Here is a 17493-nt window from a genome sequence, read left to right as displayed (position 1 = left end):
CTATGGATTCAACCGCCGAGCTTCGGCTGCTTTTGCCGCTCGCAAGCGCCTCACTTCCTTCGGATCGGCCAGCAAGGGCCGATAGATCTCGATGCGATCACCAGCCTGCACGCTACGGGTTTCAGCGTCCGCCACAACTTTGCCAAAAACCCCCAATGGGCAACTGTCGATATCCAGCTCGGGAAACTGTGCCGCAATGCCTGACGCCAGCACCGCCGCCCGTAGGCTCGTCCCCGGCGCAACCGCCAGGCTCAACAACAATTGGCGATCCACTGCGGCGTAGACCACCTCAATCTCAATCAATCGCTCAGCCATGCAGTTGCTTGGCCCGCTGGCAAAACGCATCCACCAAGGTATTCGCCGCCTGGTTGAACAGCGGCCCCAGGGTCGCCCGTACAATGGAGCCTGCGTAATCAAACGTCAGGTCCAGGCTGATCTTGCACGCCTTCTCCCCCAATGGCTTGAATACCCAGACCCCGTGCAACTGGGTGAATGGCCCTTCTTCCAGATTCATCTCGATGGACCGCCCAGGAACCAGCACATTACGGGTGACAAACTTCTGGCCAAGCCCGCCCTTGGACACCTCGAGACTCGCGCGCATGTGCTCATCGCTGCTCTCCAATACCGTGGATGAGGAGCACCAGGGCAGGAAATCCGGGTAGCTCGCCACGTCGTTGACCAGGTCATAAAGCGCTTGCGCCGGGTAAGGCAGCAGGGCCGAGCGTTGAATATGCGTCGTCATGGGAGCGTTATTTCCGAAGCTGAGCGGCAAACATCGCGAAAAGACTGCCCGATTCGCGAGAGAAAAAAACCAGAAAACTGGCGGTATTGTCCGGGATTCGTCCAACACGCTCAAGCACGCAGGTTGACCGTAGCCGACACGCTCGCAACTGCCTATAATGCCGCCCCTATGGCTAAACAAAAGAAACACCCAACAGGGACCATCGCGCAAAACAAAAAGGCGCGACACGATTACTTCATCGAACATCGGTTCGAGGCTGGTCTGGTCCTGGCCGGCTGGGAAGTAAAAAGTCTGCGCGCCAGCAAGCTGCAACTGGTCGACAGTTACGTGCTGCTCAAAGATGGCGAAGCCTGGCTGCTCGGCAGTCATATCACGCCGTTGATGACCGCCAGCACCCACGTGATTGCCGATCCGGTACGCACGCGCAAACTGCTGCTCAATGCACGCGAACTGGAAAAGCTCGCCGCCGCGGTACAACAGAAAGGCTACGCTTGCGTCTGCCTGTCGTGGTACTGGAGCAAGCATCTGGTCAAGTGCGAAATCGCGTTGGGCAAGGGCAAGAAGGAATACGACAAGCGTGATACCGAGCGCGAGCGCGACTCCAATCGGGAATTGCAGCGCGCCGTACGCAACAAGGGCAAGGAAGACTGATCTTCCCCGCCCCTGAAGCGCGCCCATGTGGCCAGGGAGCCCGCTCCCTGCGCCGCACTATTGGCTACATCCCCTTACGCCGCTCCGCCCGCGCCATGCGCTGCACTTCCTGACGCACCTCCTCCAACACCTCCTGCACATATAGCAGGTGCCGTGTCGAAACTTCCCGCGCCTGCTCGGCCCGCCCTTCGATAATCGCCAGGTACAAGTCCCGATGCTGATTGATCAGCATGTCGCGGGTTTCGCTGCGCTGCTGGTACATGCCACCGATATTGGTCACCACGTTACGCTTGAGCAGATCAAACAAGCCGCGGATGGTGTGCAGCAAGACCGCATTGTGGCTGGCTTCGGCGATAGCCAAGTGAAACCTGGCATCGGCCGCGCCCTCTTCGATACGGCTCACCTCATCATCACGCGTATAACAATCCTGCAAGGCATCAAAAGCCGCAGTCAGACGCTCGCGGTCCACTTCCGTGGCGCGCAGCGCGGCGTAATAAGCACACGATGCTTCTAGCGTCTGGCGAAATTCCAACAGATCACGCTGGGCTTCGGGGTTGTTTTCCAGCAGATGCAACAAGGGGTCGCTGAAGGTAGAACCCAGCGTCTCCACCACATAATTACCGCCGCCCTGGCGACTGACCAGCAACCCCTTGGCCGCCAGCTTCTGGATCGCCTCGCGCAACGACGGGCGCGACACACCGAACTGTTCAGCCAGTGCGCGCTCGGCCGGCAATCGCTCGCCCGACTTCAACGTGCCCTCAAGGATCATCCCCTCAAGCTGCTCGACGATATCGTCGGACAAACGGCGCTGACGCACCTGATCAAACGCCATAACTGACTCTCCACGATCCCGGCCACTCGCCGGGCCCTCTATTCTGGCCTATTGCCGCGCTGTCGGCACCTATCAGAACCCCTTTGATTACACCGATCAGACCCCACGCCGCCGACATGCGACCAAAGTTTCTCAGGCGGCAAATTGACACATCACCCCGAAGGCTCTTAACCTAGCCATCAGCGATTGTAAATTGGTCTTACCAATTACCCAAATCAGCTAAACATGCATGACCAACAACAATTAGGGGCCACCCCATATGCAAACCTGGCAACAGCTCTACAGCCCACTCGGCAGCCTTGGCCTGTCCGCACTGGCCGCCGTTATTCCTATCGTGTTTTTCTTCCTGGCCCTGGCGGTGTTTCGCCTTAAAGGCCATGTTGCCGGGAGCATCACCCTGGCGCTGTCGATTCTGGTAGCGATCTTCGCCTTCCAGATGCCAGTCGATATGGCAATCGCTGCCGCCGGCTACGGCTTTGCCTACGGCCTGTGGCCAATCGCCTGGATCATCGTCGCCGCGGTATTCCTCTACAAACTGACGGTCAAGAGCGGCCAGTTCGAAGTGATCCGCAGCTCAGTGCTGTCGATTACCGATGACCAACGCCTGCAAGTGCTGCTGATCGGCTTCTGCTTCGGCGCATTCCTCGAAGGCGCCGCCGGTTTCGGTGCCCCGGTAGCGATTACTGCCGCGCTGCTCGTAGGGCTGGGCTTCAACCCACTGTATGCCGCCGGCCTGTGCCTGATTGCCAACACTGCACCGGTGGCGTTCGGCGCCCTGGGGATCCCGATCATCGTCGCCGGCCAAGTCACCGGTATCGATGCTTTCAAGATCGGCGCCATGACCGGCCGCCAACTGCCGCTGCTGTCGCTGTTCGTGCCGTTCTGGCTGGTGTTCATGATGGACGGCTTGCGCGGCGTCAAGGAAACCTGGCCTGCCGCACTGGTGGCCGGCTTGAGCTTTGCCATCACCCAGTACTTCACCTCCAACTTTATCGGCCCGGAACTGCCTGACATCACCTCGGCCCTGGCCAGCCTGATTTCCCTGACCCTGTTCCTGAAAGTCTGGCAGCCCAAGCGCACTGCAGGTGCCCAGATTGCCGGCGCCACGTCGAGCGTTTCGGTCACCGGCAGCGTCGGCGGTTTCGGCCAGCCACGTACTTCCGTGGCTTCGCCTTACAGCCTGATGGAAATTTTCAAGGCCTGGTCGCCGTTCCTGATCCTGACCGTATTGGTCACCATCTGGACCCTCAAGCCGTTCAAGGCGATGTTCGCCGCTGGCGGTTCGATGTACAGCTGGGTGTTCAACTTTGCGATTCCGCACCTGGACCAGATGGTGATCAAGGTTGCGCCGATTGTCACCAACCCCACTGCCATTCCAGCGGTGTTCAAACTGGACCCGATTTCCGCGACCGGTACAGCGATTTTCTTCTCTGCGCTGATCTCCATGCTGGTGCTGAAGATCAACTTCAAAACTGGTCTGACCACTTTGAAAGAGACCTTCTACGAGCTGCGCTGGCCAATCCTGTCCATCGGCATGGTGCTGGCGTTCGCGTTCGTCACCAACTATTCCGGCATGTCTTCGACCATGGCGCTGGTACTGGCCGGCACCGGCGCAGCATTCCCGTTCTTCTCGCCGTTCCTCGGCTGGCTGGGCGTGTTCCTCACCGGTTCCGATACCTCATCCAATGCCCTGTTCAGCTCCCTGCAAGCCACTACCGCACACCAGATCGGTGTCAGCGACACCCTGCTGGTGGCGGCGAACACCAGTGGCGGCGTGACTGGCAAGATGATCTCCCCGCAATCGATCGCCGTCGCCTGCGCCGCGACCGGCCTGGTGGGTAAAGAATCCGACCTGTTCCGCTTTACCCTCAAGCACAGCCTGTTTTTCGCCACAATTGTCGGCCTGATCACCTACGCCCAGGCGTACTGGTTCACCGGCATGCTGGTGCATTAAGACCACAGGCAATACCGTTAGAACCGACGCCGCAGCCTTGCGGCGTCAGCTATTCACAACCCAGTCTGCTGGACCGTGGCGCCTAGGCTCCCCAGACTGGGTGCTGCTGATCCTGGAGGACCCATGAGTCTGCCCATCGCGTTCCTTGATGCTGTCGCACGACTGATCCCGAAAGATCGGCGCTTCGACGATCCTCTTTCCACCCTGGCTTTCGGCACCGACGCCAGTTTTTACCGACTGATCCCACAACTGGTGATCCGAGTCGAATCGGAAGATGAAGTCGTTGAGTTGCTGCAACTGGCACAACGCGATCGCGTGCCAGTGACCTTTCGTGCAGCTGGCACCAGCCTTTCCGGCCAGGCGATAAGCGATTCGGTGCTGATCGTGCTCGGCGATAACTGGAACGGGCGCGAGATTCGTGGCCAAGGTACGCAAATCCGCCTGCAACCCGGGGTGATCGGAGCCCAGGCCAACGCGTGGCTTGCGCCATTCGGGCGTAAGATCGGCCCGGATCCGGCATCGATCAATGCCTGCAAGATCGGCGGGATTGTCGCCAACAATGCCAGCGGCATGTGCTGCGGCACCGCCCAGAACACCTACCACACCCTGGCAGGGATTCGCCTGGTACTGGCCGACGGCAGCCGCCTCGACACCGAGGATGCCGCCAGCGTCGCCGCTTTCCGCGAGCAACACGGCCCGTTGCTGGAACGCCTGGCTACCCTGGGCCGCGAGACGCGGGCCAATGCTGAACTGGCCGCAAGAATTCGCCATAAATACCGTCTGAAAAACACCACTGGCCTGTCGCTAAACGCCTTGGTGGATTTCGACGAACCACTGGATATCCTCAGCCATCTGCTGGTGGGTTCCGAAGGCACCCTGGGCTTTATCAGCGCCGTGACCTACGACACGGTGATCGACCACCCGAACAAGGCTTCGGCCCTGATCGTATTTCCCGATGTAGAAACCTGCTGCAACGCCGTAACGGTGCTGAAAACCCAGCCGGTGTCGGCGGTCGAGTTGCTGGACCGGCGCAGCATGCGCTCGGTGCAAGACAAACCCGGCATGCCTGCTTTCGTACAGCAGCTATCGGAAGGTGCCTGCGCGCTATTGATCGAATCCCGCGCCGCGTCATCTTCGCTGCTGCAGGAGCAACTGGCGCTGATCATGGCGTCGCTGGCCAACTTCCCGGTCGAGAAACAAGTCGACTTCACCGAAGACCCGGTGGAAAACGCTCGCCTGTGGGCCATCCGCAAAGACACCTTCCCTGCCGTCGGCGCCGTACGCAAAACCGGCACCACGGTGATCATCGAAGACGTGACCTTCCCGGTGGAGCAACTGGCTATCGGCGTGAACCGCTTGATCGAGCTGTTCGACAAACATCACTACGACGAGGCCATCCTTTTCGGACACGCGCTGGAAGGCAATCTGCACTTTGTCTTCACCCAAGGCTTCAACAGCGCCGAAGAAGTCACACGCTACCAAGCGTTCATGGATGACGTAGCGCAACTGGTGGCCGTGGAGTTCGGCGGCTCGCTGAAAGCCGAGCACGGCACCGGTCGGAACATGGCGCCCTTCGTCGAGTTGGAGTGGGGCAGCGATGCCTATCAACTGATGTGGCAACTCAAGCGCCTGCTCGACCCCAACGGCATTCTCAACCCGGACGTGGTGCTGAGCGAAGATCCGCAAATCCACCTGAAAAACCTCAAGCCGCTGCCGGCCGCCGACGAGATTGTGGATAAGTGCATCGAGTGCGGTTTCTGCGAGCCAGTATGCCCATCCAAGGGCCTGACCCTCAGCCCACGCCAGCGCATCGTGATCTGGCGCGATATCCAGGCACGTAAACGCGCCGGCATCGACACCACCGAGCTGGAAGCGGCGTATCACTACCAAGGCATCGACACCTGCGCCGCCACCGGGTTGTGCGCCCAGCGTTGCCCGGTAGGCATCAATACCGGTGACCTGGTGAAAAAGCTGCGTAGCCGCGAAGCTGACAGTACGAAAACCGCCGAGTGGCTGGCCAGCCATTTCTCCACCGCATTGCAAGGTGCGCGCTTTACCCTGCATGTGGCCAACGGCGCGCGCATGCTGCTCGGCGCGCCACGCCTGGCGAAACTCTCGGCTTCCGTAACCAAGCTGTCCAAGGGCCAGATCCCGCAGTGGACCAGCGCCATGCCACAGCCGGAAAAAGCCATCCGCTTCAGCCCCGCGGTCAACGACGAACGACCACGTGTGGTCTACCTCGCGGCCTGTGTATCGCGAGCAATGGGCCCGGCGGCCGGGGACAAAGAGCAAATGTCGCTGTACGACAAAACCCGCGGCCTGCTGGAAAAAGCCGGTTACCAAGTAGTCATCCCGGACAACCCAGACAGCCTGTGCTGCGGCCAGCCCTTCGCTTCCAAAGGCTACGCCGAACAGGCCGAGCACAAACGCCAGGAACTGATCGGCGCCCTGCTCCACGCCAGCCGTGGCGGCCTCGACCCGATCTATTGCGATACCAGCCCCTGCACCTTGCGCCTGGTCCAGGACCTGGGGCAAACGCGTCTGGACCTCTATGACCCAGTTCGATTTATCCGCACCCACCTGATGGACCGCCTGGACTTCACACCCCAGGATGCCCCCATTGCCGTGCATGTCACCTGCAGCACCCAGCACCTGGGCGAAAGCCAGGCCCTGATCGACCTCGCCCGGCGCTGCAGCAACAACGTAGTAATCCCCGAAGGCATCCACTGCTGCGGCTTCGCCGGCGACAAAGGCTTCACCACCCCGGAGCTCAACGCCCACTCCCTGCGCTCCCTCAAGGACGCCGTGCAGTACTGCAGCGAGGGCATCTCCACCAGCCGCACCTGTGAGATCGGTCTGACCCAGCATGGTGGGATCGATTACCACGGCCTGGTCTACCTGGTCGACCGGGTGACCCAGGCCCGCGTAATAAAAACGAACCCCTGCACACTGGCGTAGTCACTTGCTTAAGCCCCGGGCAACCGGGGCTGACCAATAACCTCGCCAGCTGCCGCACGTACCGCGCAGCATCGAGACCTCTTTGCACAAGGAGATACCCATGAAGCGTTCCGTACTGGCTGGTGTATTCGTCACCGCTGCGATGCTGGCCTCCCCCGTGTTTGCCGCAGGCAATGAAGCAGATCTGTGCCAGATCAACCTGGAAAAAATCAACAACAGCAAAGCGCTGCTAGCCACTGACACCAGCGGCAAAAGCGGCGAGATCGACACCGCCGTCTCCCAAGCCAAAGCCGCCCACGCGGCCGACGATGAAAAGAAGTGTATCGAGATCACGTCCAAGGCCCTGCAAGACCTGCAGAACCTGGAAAAGGGCGGCAACCCATAACCCGCCAACCGCTCAAGGCCAACCTTTCGGGTTGGCCTTCTGTGACCGTTTGACGTACACTGCGCAGGCTTGTTGCTCACGATCACATCGATCAACAAGCACGGGGCCGTTTAGGATTCGACGCCGGTTGCGAACCTTTAGGTGCATGCCGAGTTGGTAACAGAACTCGTAAATCCACTGTTGCAACTTTCTATAGTTGCCAATGACGAAACCTACGGGGAATACGCTCTCGCTGCGTAAGCAGCCTTAGCCCTTCCCTCCTGGTACCTTCGGGTCCAGCAATCATCAGGGGATGTCTGTAAACCCAAAGTGATTGTCATATAGAACAGAATCGCCGTGCAGTACGTTGTGGACGAAGCGGCTAAAACTTACACAACTCGCCCAAAGCACCCTGCCCGTCGGGTCGCTGAGGGTTAACTTAATAGACACGGCTACGCATGTAGTACCGACAGCAGAGTACTGGCGGACGGGGGTTCAAATCCCCCCGGCTCCACCACTTCATCATCTAAAGACGTCCACGGACGTCTTTTTTTGTGCCTGAGATCCAGTGAAATCAAGGGTTTAAGGGCCATTGGCTTCCGCAGAGGCATTTTGAGTTCCAGGCGTTTTGGTATCCCATTTGGTATCCCGGACCCAGCGGTGCTATTTTTGGGATACCAAAACGGTGTCGGAGGTAGCTCTCATGCCTACTAATGCAACCCGCCTCTCAGACCGCCAACTCAAGGCAGTCAAGGCAACAGGAAAAGACTTCGTTCTCACTGACGGCGACGGCCTTCAACTCAGGGTCAGAGCCAGTGGCTCGATGATATGGAATTTCAACTACCGCGAGCCGGTAACCAAAAACCGCCTCAATATGGCGCTGGGCCCTTACCCGGCCCTCTCGTTGGCGAACGCCAGAAAGAAAGCTCAAGAAGCACGTGAACTACTGGCGCTAGGCATTGATCCCAAGGCTCACCGCGATGAGCTCAGGCAAGCCAAGCTGGCGAAGACCGAACACACATTCGAGAAGGTGGCCACCGCCTGGTTCGAACTGAAAAAACACTCCGTCACAACGGCCTACGCCGAAGACATCTGGCGCTCACTCACGCTGCATGTTTTCCCCAGCCTCAAAGCCGCACCCCTTGCAGACATCACCGCCCCCATGATCATCAAGCTCCTACGCCCGATCGAGGCCAAAGGCAGCCTGGAGACGGTCAAGCGACTTTCCCAACGTCTCAACGAAATCATGGCCTACGGCGTCAACTGCGGACTGATCTTCGCGAACCCGCTCAGCGGCATTCGGGCAGCCTTCAAAAAGCCGCAAAAAGAAAACATGCCGGCACTTCCCCCCGAAGAACTACCCGACCTCATGGTGGCGATTGCCAACGCCAGCATTAAACGCATCACCCGCTGCCTCATCGAATGGCAACTGCACACCATGACCCGCCCTGCCGAGGCTGCCGGAACGGCCTGGGCAGAAATTGATTTCGAGAAACGCATCTGGACCATCCCAAAGGAGCGCATGAAAAAACGCCGAGCGCACCCCATCCCGCTGAGCGACCAGACGCTCGCGCTGCTGGAGACACTCAAACCCTATAGCGGCCACCGGGAACATGTGTTTCCGGCAGACCGAAATCCGCGTACTCACGCCAACAGCCAAACCGCGAACATGGCGTTAAAACGTATGGGTTTTCAGGATCGGCTGGTCAGCCACGGCCTGCGATCAATGGCCAGTACCATCCTCAACGAACATGGATGGGACCCGGAGTTGATTGAAGTCGCACTCGCCCATGTCGACAAAGACGAAGTCCGAAGCGCGTACAACCGAGCGGACTACATCGAGCGAAGACGCCCGATGATGACTTGGTGGAGCGAGTACATTCAAAAAGCCGCCACCGGCAATTTGTCGGTGACGGCCATTCATGAAAACAAAAACGGGAACGTCATCCCGTTTCGTTAATCAGTTCCTACTGGCGACAGCGGCGACACTGGCGACAACCCACTTATTTAGCGGTCCTGCCCATGGCGACAAAGCGGCGACCGTCGCCACCATCTGCATCGCCCACAAGCTTTTAAGGCCCAGCCCCTGAGGGCAGGAAGGCTTTGCCTTCCCGTCCTCAGGGGCTCACTTTAAAAACCGACGAACGGCCAACTGTCCATTCAAAGCCACCGTCTTCCATACACATCCACAGCCTAAAAACCCCATCGCACACCCGGTTGACCACCCTCCGAGCACGCGCTACACCAGAGCCGTAAAGCGCTGTCATCGACAGCATTGCCCAGGTAGCCAGGACCTTTAAGGCTACGCCCTACAGTGGTGGTCCCAGCCCATGCGCGCTCGCTTCCAATTAGGCGCGCAGTCACGCCCAACGTGATCGAAGCCAACTTATCCACAGTGCAAATGCGACAGCCCACGCCCGTCTCTTTCTCCAGGAAAGAGACGGGCGCCGAAACCACTGCCGCAGCCCTTGCCGGGCAACACATTGCAGCGTTTGTCCCTGTGACAATCGGCGTGACAAACCCCGATGTCACCCGCAGCAGCAATGCAGATGATGGTGCCGCAGCCCACGGAATGGACTGCACCTGACTGACAGTCAGGCACGCCCCGGTCATCGCATCACTGCCTGCAACAGACTCAGGATCTCGCGGCGCTGGTCTCGTCAGCCAACGCAGCCTCCACCCGCCCACCGTTATCGGTGCTCAGGAGGCCAGATCATGAGATGCCCAAGCTCCCGGTCGTAAAGAGCCGCCCGTCCCGCGTAAGTGGACGCCCTCACAGGCTGCAGGGGCCTTGATCCCTGATAACACTCAACAACCGTGGCGGAGAGAGTGAGGGAGAAATTCGAAGCACCAGGAGAATGACGATGCAATTGTGCGAAGTGTTCGACCTGCCACGGCCGCTGCTGGAATACCAGCCCGAGACGCTGGCGTATCCAGTCGAAGCGTTGGGACAGATATTAGGGCCAGCCGTCGAACGCATGGCCGAGGTGATCGGCGTGCCCTGCGCCATGGCTGCGCAATCGGTGTTGGCCACTGCCGCCTTGGTGAGCCAGTCGCACGCCAATGTGCATCTCGATGGCCGTGTTTATCCGTTGTCCCTGTACATGCTGACGGTGGCATCGTCGGGTGATCGGAAAAGCGCAGTGGATCATCTGGTGCTAGCAGCTGCGCGTGATTGGGAGCGGCGGCAGTGGATGTTGTATTTGGAGCAACTGAAAGCCAATCGCGCCGCCATTCGAGGAAAGCACGAAGCTCGTGAGTTATCCGACCCCGTACCGCCCAGGTTGATCATCGCCGAGCCCACCATTGAGGCGCTGATCAAAAACCTATGCCAGGGCTTGCCCAGCATGGGGTTATTCAACGATGAGGGTGGCCAGTTTCTGGGCAGCAGCACCATGAGCAAAGAGAACCAACTCAAGGCCATCACCACCCTGTCAGCACTCTGGGACGGCAGCCCCATCGACCGGGCGCGCTCCATGCCAGGCGAAAGCCTGCGGGCTTATGATCGTCGCCTCAGTATGCATCTGATGCTGCAACCTTACCTGGCCAACCAGCTACTCACAGATCGAATGATCAACGGCCAAGGCATTCTTGGCCGCTGCCTGATCAGTTGGCCTGAACGCCTAGTGGGGCGGCGCTTGTACAAGGCAGTGGACCTAACGCGAGATGCCAAGATCCAGCGCTTTCAAGCGCGCATTACCGCTCTGCTGGATAAGCCGATGTCGCTGCACAAGGATGGTTCACTTAACCCTGACAGGCTGGAACTGACACCCAGCGCGCGCACTGCCTGGATCGATATTCACGACACCATCGAGTGTCAATCTGGTGAGTTTGGCGAGCTGTCCGGCATTCAATCCGTAGCCGGAAAAGCAGCAGCCAATGTGCTGCGTATCGCCGGAGTGTTGGCGGTGATTGAAGACGCGCATGCAGTGGACGAACCCCATATTCAGCGCGCCTCGACGCTGATGGATTACTACCTGGCCGAAATCCAGCGCCTGACGGAGCAAGAGCCCATCAACACGTTACGCGAGGAAGCGGATCGACTGCTGCGCTGGCTGACGCAAAAAGGCTGGACCCAATTTACCGTCCGCGACCTCAACCGCAATGGCCCTCGCTTTGCCCGCAAAAGCAGTCAGCACACCATTACGCTGCTGGTCGAATTGATCTCACATAGCTGGCTGGACTCTCATGACGGAAAGACCTTCGAGGTGCGCCATGTTCCGCCTCAATGACGCGGTGCTCCGTTACCAGGCGCAGCATCAGACACGACCTGCGTTGCGGAGTGTCGCCACTTCCGTCGCCGCCTTGTCGCCATGCTTCAGAGCAGCAACTACAAGGGTTGTCGCCACTGTCGCCGTTGTCGCCACACCCGTCTTAGGGGCTGTCGAGATCGGGCAACTGATCCACCAACTGCGCGAAGAGGGAGCAATGCTGCGGCATCAGCAAAACGCCCTGATTATTCGTCCCACACATTGGCATCAGACGGACAAGATCAGCGCCCACTGGAAAGCGGTGCTGCGCTTTCTGCAAGACACGGAAAACGGTGAAACCGATGGCACTGGTCGGCCGGCGTGATGGCCGCAACTTTGGCTACGGCCGTCAGCTCAGCTATGCCGGCCCACAAGCGCTGAAAGATATGTTTGTCGGCGGCCACTTCGCTACGGTCAAAGCACACAGTGATCGCTGGCAGGCTTTCGTGAAGTGGTGTCGGTCAGCGGACGGCCCCGGTTACAACGATGCCCGCCAGATAGATCGCAGTACCTTGCACAGCTACGCCACACACCTGCGTCAGCAAATCCAACAAGGTGAAATCTGCATCGCCACCGCGCAGAACCGCCTGAGTAGCGTCAACCGCACCCTCGCAGCGCTACGCGGTGATCTGTATGTGAAAATCGCCAGCCCGAGTAAGGCACTCGGCATGCAGCGATCAAGCGTGCGCATCCGAGCACCGGATGGCCAAGACCGACAACAACTGAGTCGAGTGATTGAAGCGCTTCGCGAACAGCAACACCACCGCGTCGCTGCGATTGTCTGCTTGGCCCGCGCAACCGGCATGCGCTTGCGCGAAGCAATCCTGGCTGACTTGCCACGCTTGCAGCGCGAGGCTAAACACTTAGGCCGCATCAATATTCAAGATGGGACCAAAGGCGGCCGGGCTGGTGCTTCGGCACCGCGCTGGATCATCGCAAATAAAGAGGTGAAGGCAGCGTTGCAGATAGCTCGTCACGCTTCGCCGCCCCACAGCCGCAATTTGCTGGCCCAAGGCGAAAGCTACGCCAAGTTCCAGCAGCAGACGGTGAGGCCAGCGCGTGAATTGCTTCAGAAGCTAGGACTGAAGGGGGTTCATGAATTGCGAGCAGCTTATGCGTGCGAGCGTTACGCACAACTCACTGGCCACGCGGCCCCCGTCAACGGTGGCCGATGCTATCGCATCGACCACGCTCTGGAACAAAAGGCGCGATGGCAAATCAGCCTTGAGCTTGGGCATAACCGAATCGATGTGGTTTCGGCCTACATTGGGGGGAGAGCGTGAGCGAGCCTTTTGATATGACGCTTTTCCTGAGCGGCGTATTGACCGGCTCGACAGCTACACAGCAAAGACACATCCGACAAGCTCGTATCATGCAGGCAGCTATCCAACAGAGGTGGCAGCGCGATAACCCTTGGGGCTGGCACTTCAAGCATGTGCGTTGGTTTTTGGTACACCATCTGAAGGACCATTCAGAAACCACCCGTTATTACTACCGACTCACTGCACAGCTAATATTGAAAAGACTAGGCCGGAGCTGGTTTTTTTTGAAATCGTAGCTGACCGTTCAGCTAATCAATCCCAACCCTATCGTTGAACTGACGGCGATGCATTTCGTCGGCTAAAGCCTCGCGATCAAAGACTTTCAACTGCTTACACCCCGAATCAGCGTGTTAATCTCAAATCGAAGTTCAACGCCCCCTACTTATGGGTAGTTTCATTATGATCAACGACCTCCTGCATTCAGAAGAACTCAACTTTGCAGAGATGATGAGCGTTAAAAGCAGCTCGCGTGACCGTCAGGTCGACGCGGTCTATGCGGCAGACTCTCAGATGCTTGAATTAGCCTCTGCCCGTGCAAAAATTGTCCTCCGCGGAAAGTCTGGTCCAATCGCCCGCCCACAAAGATATTCTGCAATGAGCGACAGATAGATCGTCAGGGTGGTACATCAAGAATGGGCGCTATCGCTTAGCGGGGTCGGGCTCAATTTGGTACGCAGTGCGCTCCAAATTGGAAGGGAGTAGCACAAAGCCCCCACGTGTCACAAATTTCGCGCAACGATGCCATTGCCAAACTCAGCTCGAGCTTCCAGCCAAAGTCGAAAACAACTTTTTGCCACAGACCGCCCATGCGTCACCGATCTGAAAATCACTAACCCTGCTAGCTACGTTGCAACTCACTCGCCCGCGAAATAATCGCTGTCGAGTTGCTTCACCTCGTACACCTGCTTAACGCTCACGCCCGAGTTGTTCTCTACTATCAATCGCGCCAGCTCAACACCGTCGATCAATACCACTTTGATCCAACCCCAGTGCAGCAGTGCGGGCAGCCTGGGCTTAAGCAGCTAAAAAATTGGCCATGATCAGGCTGAAAAAGGTTCAAGAGCTAAGCTTCATTTTTTAAACGCTCCCGCCCACCCCTTTAAACTTCTCAACAAATGCTGCGATTTTCTGGAAAACATTCTGCTTTTTGGTCAAGTACTGCGGATTCAACGGGCTCATCTTGGGCAAAACGGCATTCAGCTCAGTACCACTGTCACTGGCAAACTCACGCTTGAGCGAGGTGGTGATATAGCGTCTAGCCGCCTCGGTATTCAGATTCTCGGTGCAGATCAGCTCTTGTGCCTCACGCAGCTGTTCCTCTTGAGCAAAGCTGAAGAAGGCGTCGATCACGCTTGCCTTGTCGCCAATCTGATCCAGATCGGTCTGGTTGATGAAATCGACCAACAAGCTTTCCTTCGCGCGATTACCCAAACTGGCACGAATCACCCGGCGCACTTCATCCACCAGGTCCGATTTGCTCTTGATCTTCTTGTTGTGCTCAAAAATCAGCTCCAGGATGTAATCTAGATTGATTTCCTGCGATTTGAGCAGGTCCACTTCAAAGACCACATCATCCCAATCGATGGTGGATTTTTCCTTTTCTGCGCCCGCTTTTTCCCGGCGTAGCCAATCACGCACATCGTTATAGGTCGAGCGGTAATCCTGGATTTTCCGCTCCGCCGGCATCTTGATCGCTTGCAATGCGGCAAGATCTTCATCGCTCAAATAATGCTGTGCCTTGAACGCCTCAATTGCCGCCGAATCGTTCATGTCCAAGCTTTGCAAGGCCTTCAGACTGGCGAATTCATCGTAGTTCTGGAGCACGTTCTCCACGCGCAAGTACTCGCCAAACAGCTTGGTAAAGGCCTTTTTATCAGACTCTTTTTCAATCGCTGCAGGATTGGGGAAGCGCTGCTCCAGCTCTGTAACGACCTCAACGAAACCACGCCGCGCCTCGCCCGTTAGCACATCGGTAAAGCCCTCCATGTACTCCTTGTAGCTCTTCTCCAGCACCACGTTTCGGGTATTGCTGTTGCCGAACAAGGTGATGGCATCGATGGTCGCCTGTTCCAGATCGCGGAAAGTCACGATATTGCCAAAGGTCTTGGTCGCATCAAAAATCCGGTTGGTGCGCGAATAGGCCTGTATCAGGCCGTGGTAGCGCAGGTTCTTGTCGACGAACAGCGTGTTGAGCGTGGGCGCATCGAAGCCGGTGAGGAACATGCCCACCACGATCAACAGGTCAATTTCCCTGGCTTTGACCTGCTTAGCCAGGTCGCGGTAGTAGTTCTGAAAGCCGTTGCTGTCGACGCTGAAGTTGGTTTTGAACAGCCCGTTGTAGTCCGCAATAGCCGCATTCAAAAACTCCTTGGCGCTGCTGTTCATGGCAGAAACATCGAAGCTTTCGTCCTCGATCTCACCGACCGCATCCTGCTCCTCATTGGCCGCGAACGAGAAGATAGTGGCCACCCTCAAAGGCTTGTCACTGCCCTTCTGTAACGCCCTGAAAGACTCGTAGTACAGCTTGGCAGCGTCCACGCTGCTGACCGCGAACATGGCGTTGAAGCCCTTATTTCCCGCGTGCAGGCGATGGGTTTTCTGCCGGTAGCTGTTCAGAATGTACTGCGTGATCTCTCGGATACGCTCGGGGTGCAGCAACGCCTGCTTGTTTTCAGCCGCGCTGAGTTTTTTCTCATCCTGCTCGGTTTCAATGGCCTTGAACTGCGGCCGCACATCGTTGTAATCGACCTTAAACTTGAGCACCTTTTGGTCGCGAATCGCATCGGTGATCACGTACGAGTGCAATTCACGGCCAAACACGCCTGCCGTATCTTCCGCACCTAAGGCGTTATGGCCTGCAAAGATCGGCGTGCCGGTAAAGCCGAACTGATAAAACTTCTTGAACTTCTTCTTCAGGTTCTTCTGCGCTTCACCAAACTGGCTACGGTGGCACTCGTCGAAAATGAACACCACCTGTTTCCCGTAAATGGGCAGGTCGGGCTCGCTCTTCATGAGGTTGTTGAGCTTCTGGATGGTGGTGACGATGATCTTGTTGTCGTCCTTGTCCAGGTTACGCTTCAGGCCCGCCGTGCTGTCCGAACCATTCACGCTTTCCGGGGAAAAGCGCTGGTATTCCTTCATGGTCTGGTAATCCAGATCCTTGCGGTCCACCACGAAGAACACCTTGTCGACAAACGCCAGCTCAGTGGCCAGACGAGCCGCCTTGAAGCTGGTCAGCGTCTTGCCGGAGCCTGTGGTGTGCCAGATGAAGCCGCCACCTTCGCGCTTGCTCCAGTTCTTGGCCTGATACGCGCAGTTGATCGTCCACAAAATGCGTTCTGTGGCGGCAATCTGGTACGGGCGCATCACCAGCAGTGTGTTGCTGGTATCGAAAACCGAATAGCGCAGCAGCACCTTCAGCAAGGTGTCTTTCTGGAAGAAGGTGGCGGTAAAGTCTTTCAGATCTTTGATCAGGCTGTTATCGGCCCTCGCCCAGTTCATGGTGAAGTCGAAGCTGTTCTTGTTGCGCTGAGTGGTGTTGGCAAAGTAACGGCTGTCGGTGCCGTTGGAGATCACGACTAGCTGCAGGTATTTGAACAAGGAATGCTCACTATTCAAGCTCTCCTTGCTGTAGCGGTGCACCTGATTGAAGGCCTCACGAATCGCCACACCACGCTTCTTCAATTCCACCTGCACCAGAGGCAAGCCATTGATCAGAATCGTCACGTCGTAGCGATTGGCGTGGCTGCCCTTTTGCTCAAACTGCTTGATCACCTGCATCTTGTTGCGCAGAACGTTTTTCTTGTCCAGCAGGTAGATGTTCTGGATACGGCCATCGTCAAAGACGAAGTCATGAATGTAGTCGTCATGGATCTTGCGGGTTTTCTCATTGAGGCCATCACTGGACTTGTCCAGCCAGCTCTCAACAAAGCGCTGCCACTCACTGTCGGAAAACTGCGCGTTATTAAGCGTTTGCAGCTGCATGCGCACATTGACCAGCAGGGCTTGGGGCGTGTTCAGGCCGGGCAGGTATTCATAACCCTGATTGACCAGATCCTCAATAAACTCACGCTCTAAATCGACTTCGCTCTGATAGCTTTCGGCTACCTGCGATTCCTTTGTGTACTGGTCCAGAACGATGAAGCTTTTCGATTCGGCGATGGTCGTGTAATCGCTCATTCTTGCGCGTCCCTTTTCTGCAACAGCTTTTTCACGTCGCGGTCGAAATCAGATTCGATGCGCTGCTGTGTATTGAACTTTTCATACTCGGCAAGGGTTTTCTGTTCCGCCTGCTGGCGCGACACCGTGCCGTAGCCGCTTCTGCGTCAGCCAAATATTCTCATTGCTGAGCAATACCTCTACCTTTATAGCGCCATTAGACGCGGTGTAGAGCAGAACTCAGTGGTTTGATCGCGCAATG

At 57.5% G+C, this 17493-nt stretch carries 14 protein-coding genes and 1 other RNA gene; 10 read left to right on the top strand and 5 right to left on the bottom strand.

The genetic code is table 11. The features are described 5' to 3' along the window. Together GDV60_RS04560 and GDV60_RS04555 are read right to left on the bottom strand one after the other, a co-directional pair. On the bottom strand, positions 1-315 hold the full coding sequence (locus GDV60_RS04560) for an RnfH family protein (RefSeq protein WP_154907882.1): 315 nt from the start codon (positions 313-315) through the stop codon (positions 1-3). Continuing rightward, positions 308-742: a type II toxin-antitoxin system RatA family toxin gene (locus tag GDV60_RS04555; RefSeq protein WP_029299010.1), complete on the bottom strand. Its 435-nt coding sequence runs from the start codon at positions 740-742 to the stop codon at positions 308-310. Before GDV60_RS04555 ends, GDV60_RS04560 begins: the two co-directional genes overlap by 8 nt. Before the next feature lie 168 nt (positions 743-910). Here GDV60_RS04555 and smpB point away from each other — a divergent pair, with 168 nt between their 5' ends. After that, on the top strand, positions 911-1393 hold the full coding sequence (gene smpB, locus GDV60_RS04550) for an SsrA-binding protein SmpB (protein WP_029299012.1): 483 nt from the start codon (positions 911-913) through the stop codon (positions 1391-1393). A 64-nt stretch (positions 1394-1457) separates the two neighbouring features. On the opposite strand, the gene GDV60_RS04545 is transcribed toward smpB, so the two are convergent. Next, positions 1458-2225, bottom strand: coding sequence for an FCD domain-containing protein (locus GDV60_RS04545; protein WP_070994380.1), 768 nt, complete (start codon positions 2223-2225; stop codon positions 1458-1460). 259 nt (positions 2226-2484) lie between these two features. On the opposite strand from GDV60_RS04545, the gene GDV60_RS04540 reads away from it, so the two are divergent. From GDV60_RS04540 to GDV60_RS26710, 9 genes are all read left to right on the top strand, one after another. Continuing rightward, positions 2485-4179 (top strand): lactate permease LctP family transporter, encoded by a 1695-nt coding sequence (locus GDV60_RS04540; RefSeq protein WP_029299015.1) that lies wholly within the window; start codon positions 2485-2487, stop codon positions 4177-4179. Positions 4180-4302: 123 nt separating this feature from the next. Continuing rightward, complete coding sequence (locus tag GDV60_RS04535; RefSeq protein WP_159906448.1) at positions 4303-7137, top strand: FAD-binding and (Fe-S)-binding domain-containing protein; 2835 nt, start codon at positions 4303-4305, stop codon at positions 7135-7137. Between the two features lie 100 nt (positions 7138-7237). Continuing rightward, positions 7238-7522, top strand: a complete 285-nt coding sequence (locus GDV60_RS04530) for a hypothetical protein (RefSeq protein ID WP_133715807.1) — start codon at positions 7238-7240, stop codon at positions 7520-7522. Between the two features lie 102 nt (positions 7523-7624). After that, positions 7625-8018, top strand: a transfer-messenger RNA (tmRNA) gene (gene ssrA / locus GDV60_RS04525). Positions 8019-8204: 186 nt separating this feature from the next. Next, entirely contained in the window at positions 8205-9461 is a 1257-nt protein-coding gene (locus GDV60_RS04520) for an integrase domain-containing protein (protein ID WP_159906446.1), read from the top strand. A gap of 904 nt (positions 9462-10365) precedes the next feature. Next, entirely contained in the window at positions 10366-11733 is a 1368-nt protein-coding gene (locus tag GDV60_RS04515; protein WP_159906444.1) for a YfjI family protein, read from the top strand. Next, a complete protein-coding gene (locus GDV60_RS04510; RefSeq protein WP_159906442.1) occupies positions 11717-12076 on the top strand; it encodes a hypothetical protein in 360 nt (119 codons plus the stop codon). The genes GDV60_RS04515 and GDV60_RS04510 overlap by 17 nt, the downstream gene beginning before the upstream one ends. Further along, positions 12054-13034, top strand: a complete 981-nt coding sequence (locus tag GDV60_RS04505) for an integrase domain-containing protein (protein ID WP_159906440.1) — start codon at positions 12054-12056, stop codon at positions 13032-13034. Before GDV60_RS04510 ends, GDV60_RS04505 begins: the two co-directional genes overlap by 23 nt. Further along, on the top strand, positions 13031-13309 hold the full coding sequence (locus GDV60_RS26710; protein WP_256679358.1) for a hypothetical protein: 279 nt from the start codon (positions 13031-13033) through the stop codon (positions 13307-13309). Before GDV60_RS04505 ends, GDV60_RS26710 begins: the two co-directional genes overlap by 4 nt. Positions 13310-14150: 841 nt before the next feature. Here GDV60_RS26710 and GDV60_RS04500 read toward each other — a convergent pair. Together GDV60_RS04500 and GDV60_RS26705 are read right to left on the bottom strand one after the other, a co-directional pair. After that, the gene (locus GDV60_RS04500; RefSeq protein WP_159906438.1) at positions 14151-17252 is read right to left on the bottom strand and encodes a type I restriction endonuclease subunit R; all 3102 of its coding nucleotides are present in this window, start codon (positions 17250-17252) and stop codon (positions 14151-14153) included. Further along, positions 17249-17377, bottom strand: a complete 129-nt coding sequence (locus GDV60_RS26705; protein ID WP_256679357.1) for a hypothetical protein — start codon at positions 17375-17377, stop codon at positions 17249-17251. The genes GDV60_RS04500 and GDV60_RS26705 overlap by 4 nt, the downstream gene beginning before the upstream one ends. Positions 17378-17493 lie beyond the last annotated feature (116 nt).

The organism is Pseudomonas sp. DTU12.1 (assembly GCF_009873475.1).
Taxonomy (GTDB): Bacteria; Pseudomonadota; Gammaproteobacteria; order Pseudomonadales; family Pseudomonadaceae; genus Aquipseudomonas; species Aquipseudomonas proteolytica.
Note: the sequence above shows the minus strand (reverse complement) of the source record. Positions and strands in the feature narration are given on the sequence as shown.

Bases quoted from the DNA above. Each gene is read 5' to 3' on its own strand.
- GDV60_RS04545 (WP_070994380.1), bottom strand. From the start codon at position 2,225: ATGGCGTTTGATCAGGTGCGTCAGCGCCGTTTGTCCGACGATATCGTC.
- GDV60_RS04560 (WP_154907882.1), bottom strand. From the start codon at position 315: ATGGCTGAGCGATTGATTGAGATTGAGGTGGTCTACGCCGCAGTGGAT.
- GDV60_RS04510 (WP_159906442.1), top strand. From the start codon at position 11,717: ATGTTCCGCCTCAATGACGCGGTGCTCCGTTACCAGGCGCAGCATCAG.
- GDV60_RS04500 (WP_159906438.1), bottom strand. From the start codon at position 17,252: ATGAGCGATTACACGACCATCGCCGAATCGAAAAGCTTCATCGTTCTG.
- GDV60_RS04520 (WP_159906446.1), top strand. From the start codon at position 8,205: ATGCCTACTAATGCAACCCGCCTCTCAGACCGCCAACTCAAGGCAGTC.
- GDV60_RS04515 (WP_159906444.1), top strand. From the start codon at position 10,366: ATGCAATTGTGCGAAGTGTTCGACCTGCCACGGCCGCTGCTGGAATAC.
- GDV60_RS04540 (WP_029299015.1), top strand. From the start codon at position 2,485: ATGCAAACCTGGCAACAGCTCTACAGCCCACTCGGCAGCCTTGGCCTG.
- GDV60_RS04505 (WP_159906440.1), top strand. From the start codon at position 12,054: ATGGCACTGGTCGGCCGGCGTGATGGCCGCAACTTTGGCTACGGCCGT.
- GDV60_RS04555 (WP_029299010.1), bottom strand. From the start codon at position 742: ATGACGACGCATATTCAACGCTCGGCCCTGCTGCCTTACCCGGCGCAA.
- GDV60_RS04530 (WP_133715807.1), top strand. From the start codon at position 7,238: ATGAAGCGTTCCGTACTGGCTGGTGTATTCGTCACCGCTGCGATGCTG.
- smpB (WP_029299012.1), top strand. From the start codon at position 911: ATGGCTAAACAAAAGAAACACCCAACAGGGACCATCGCGCAAAACAAA.
- GDV60_RS04535 (WP_159906448.1), top strand. From the start codon at position 4,303: ATGAGTCTGCCCATCGCGTTCCTTGATGCTGTCGCACGACTGATCCCG.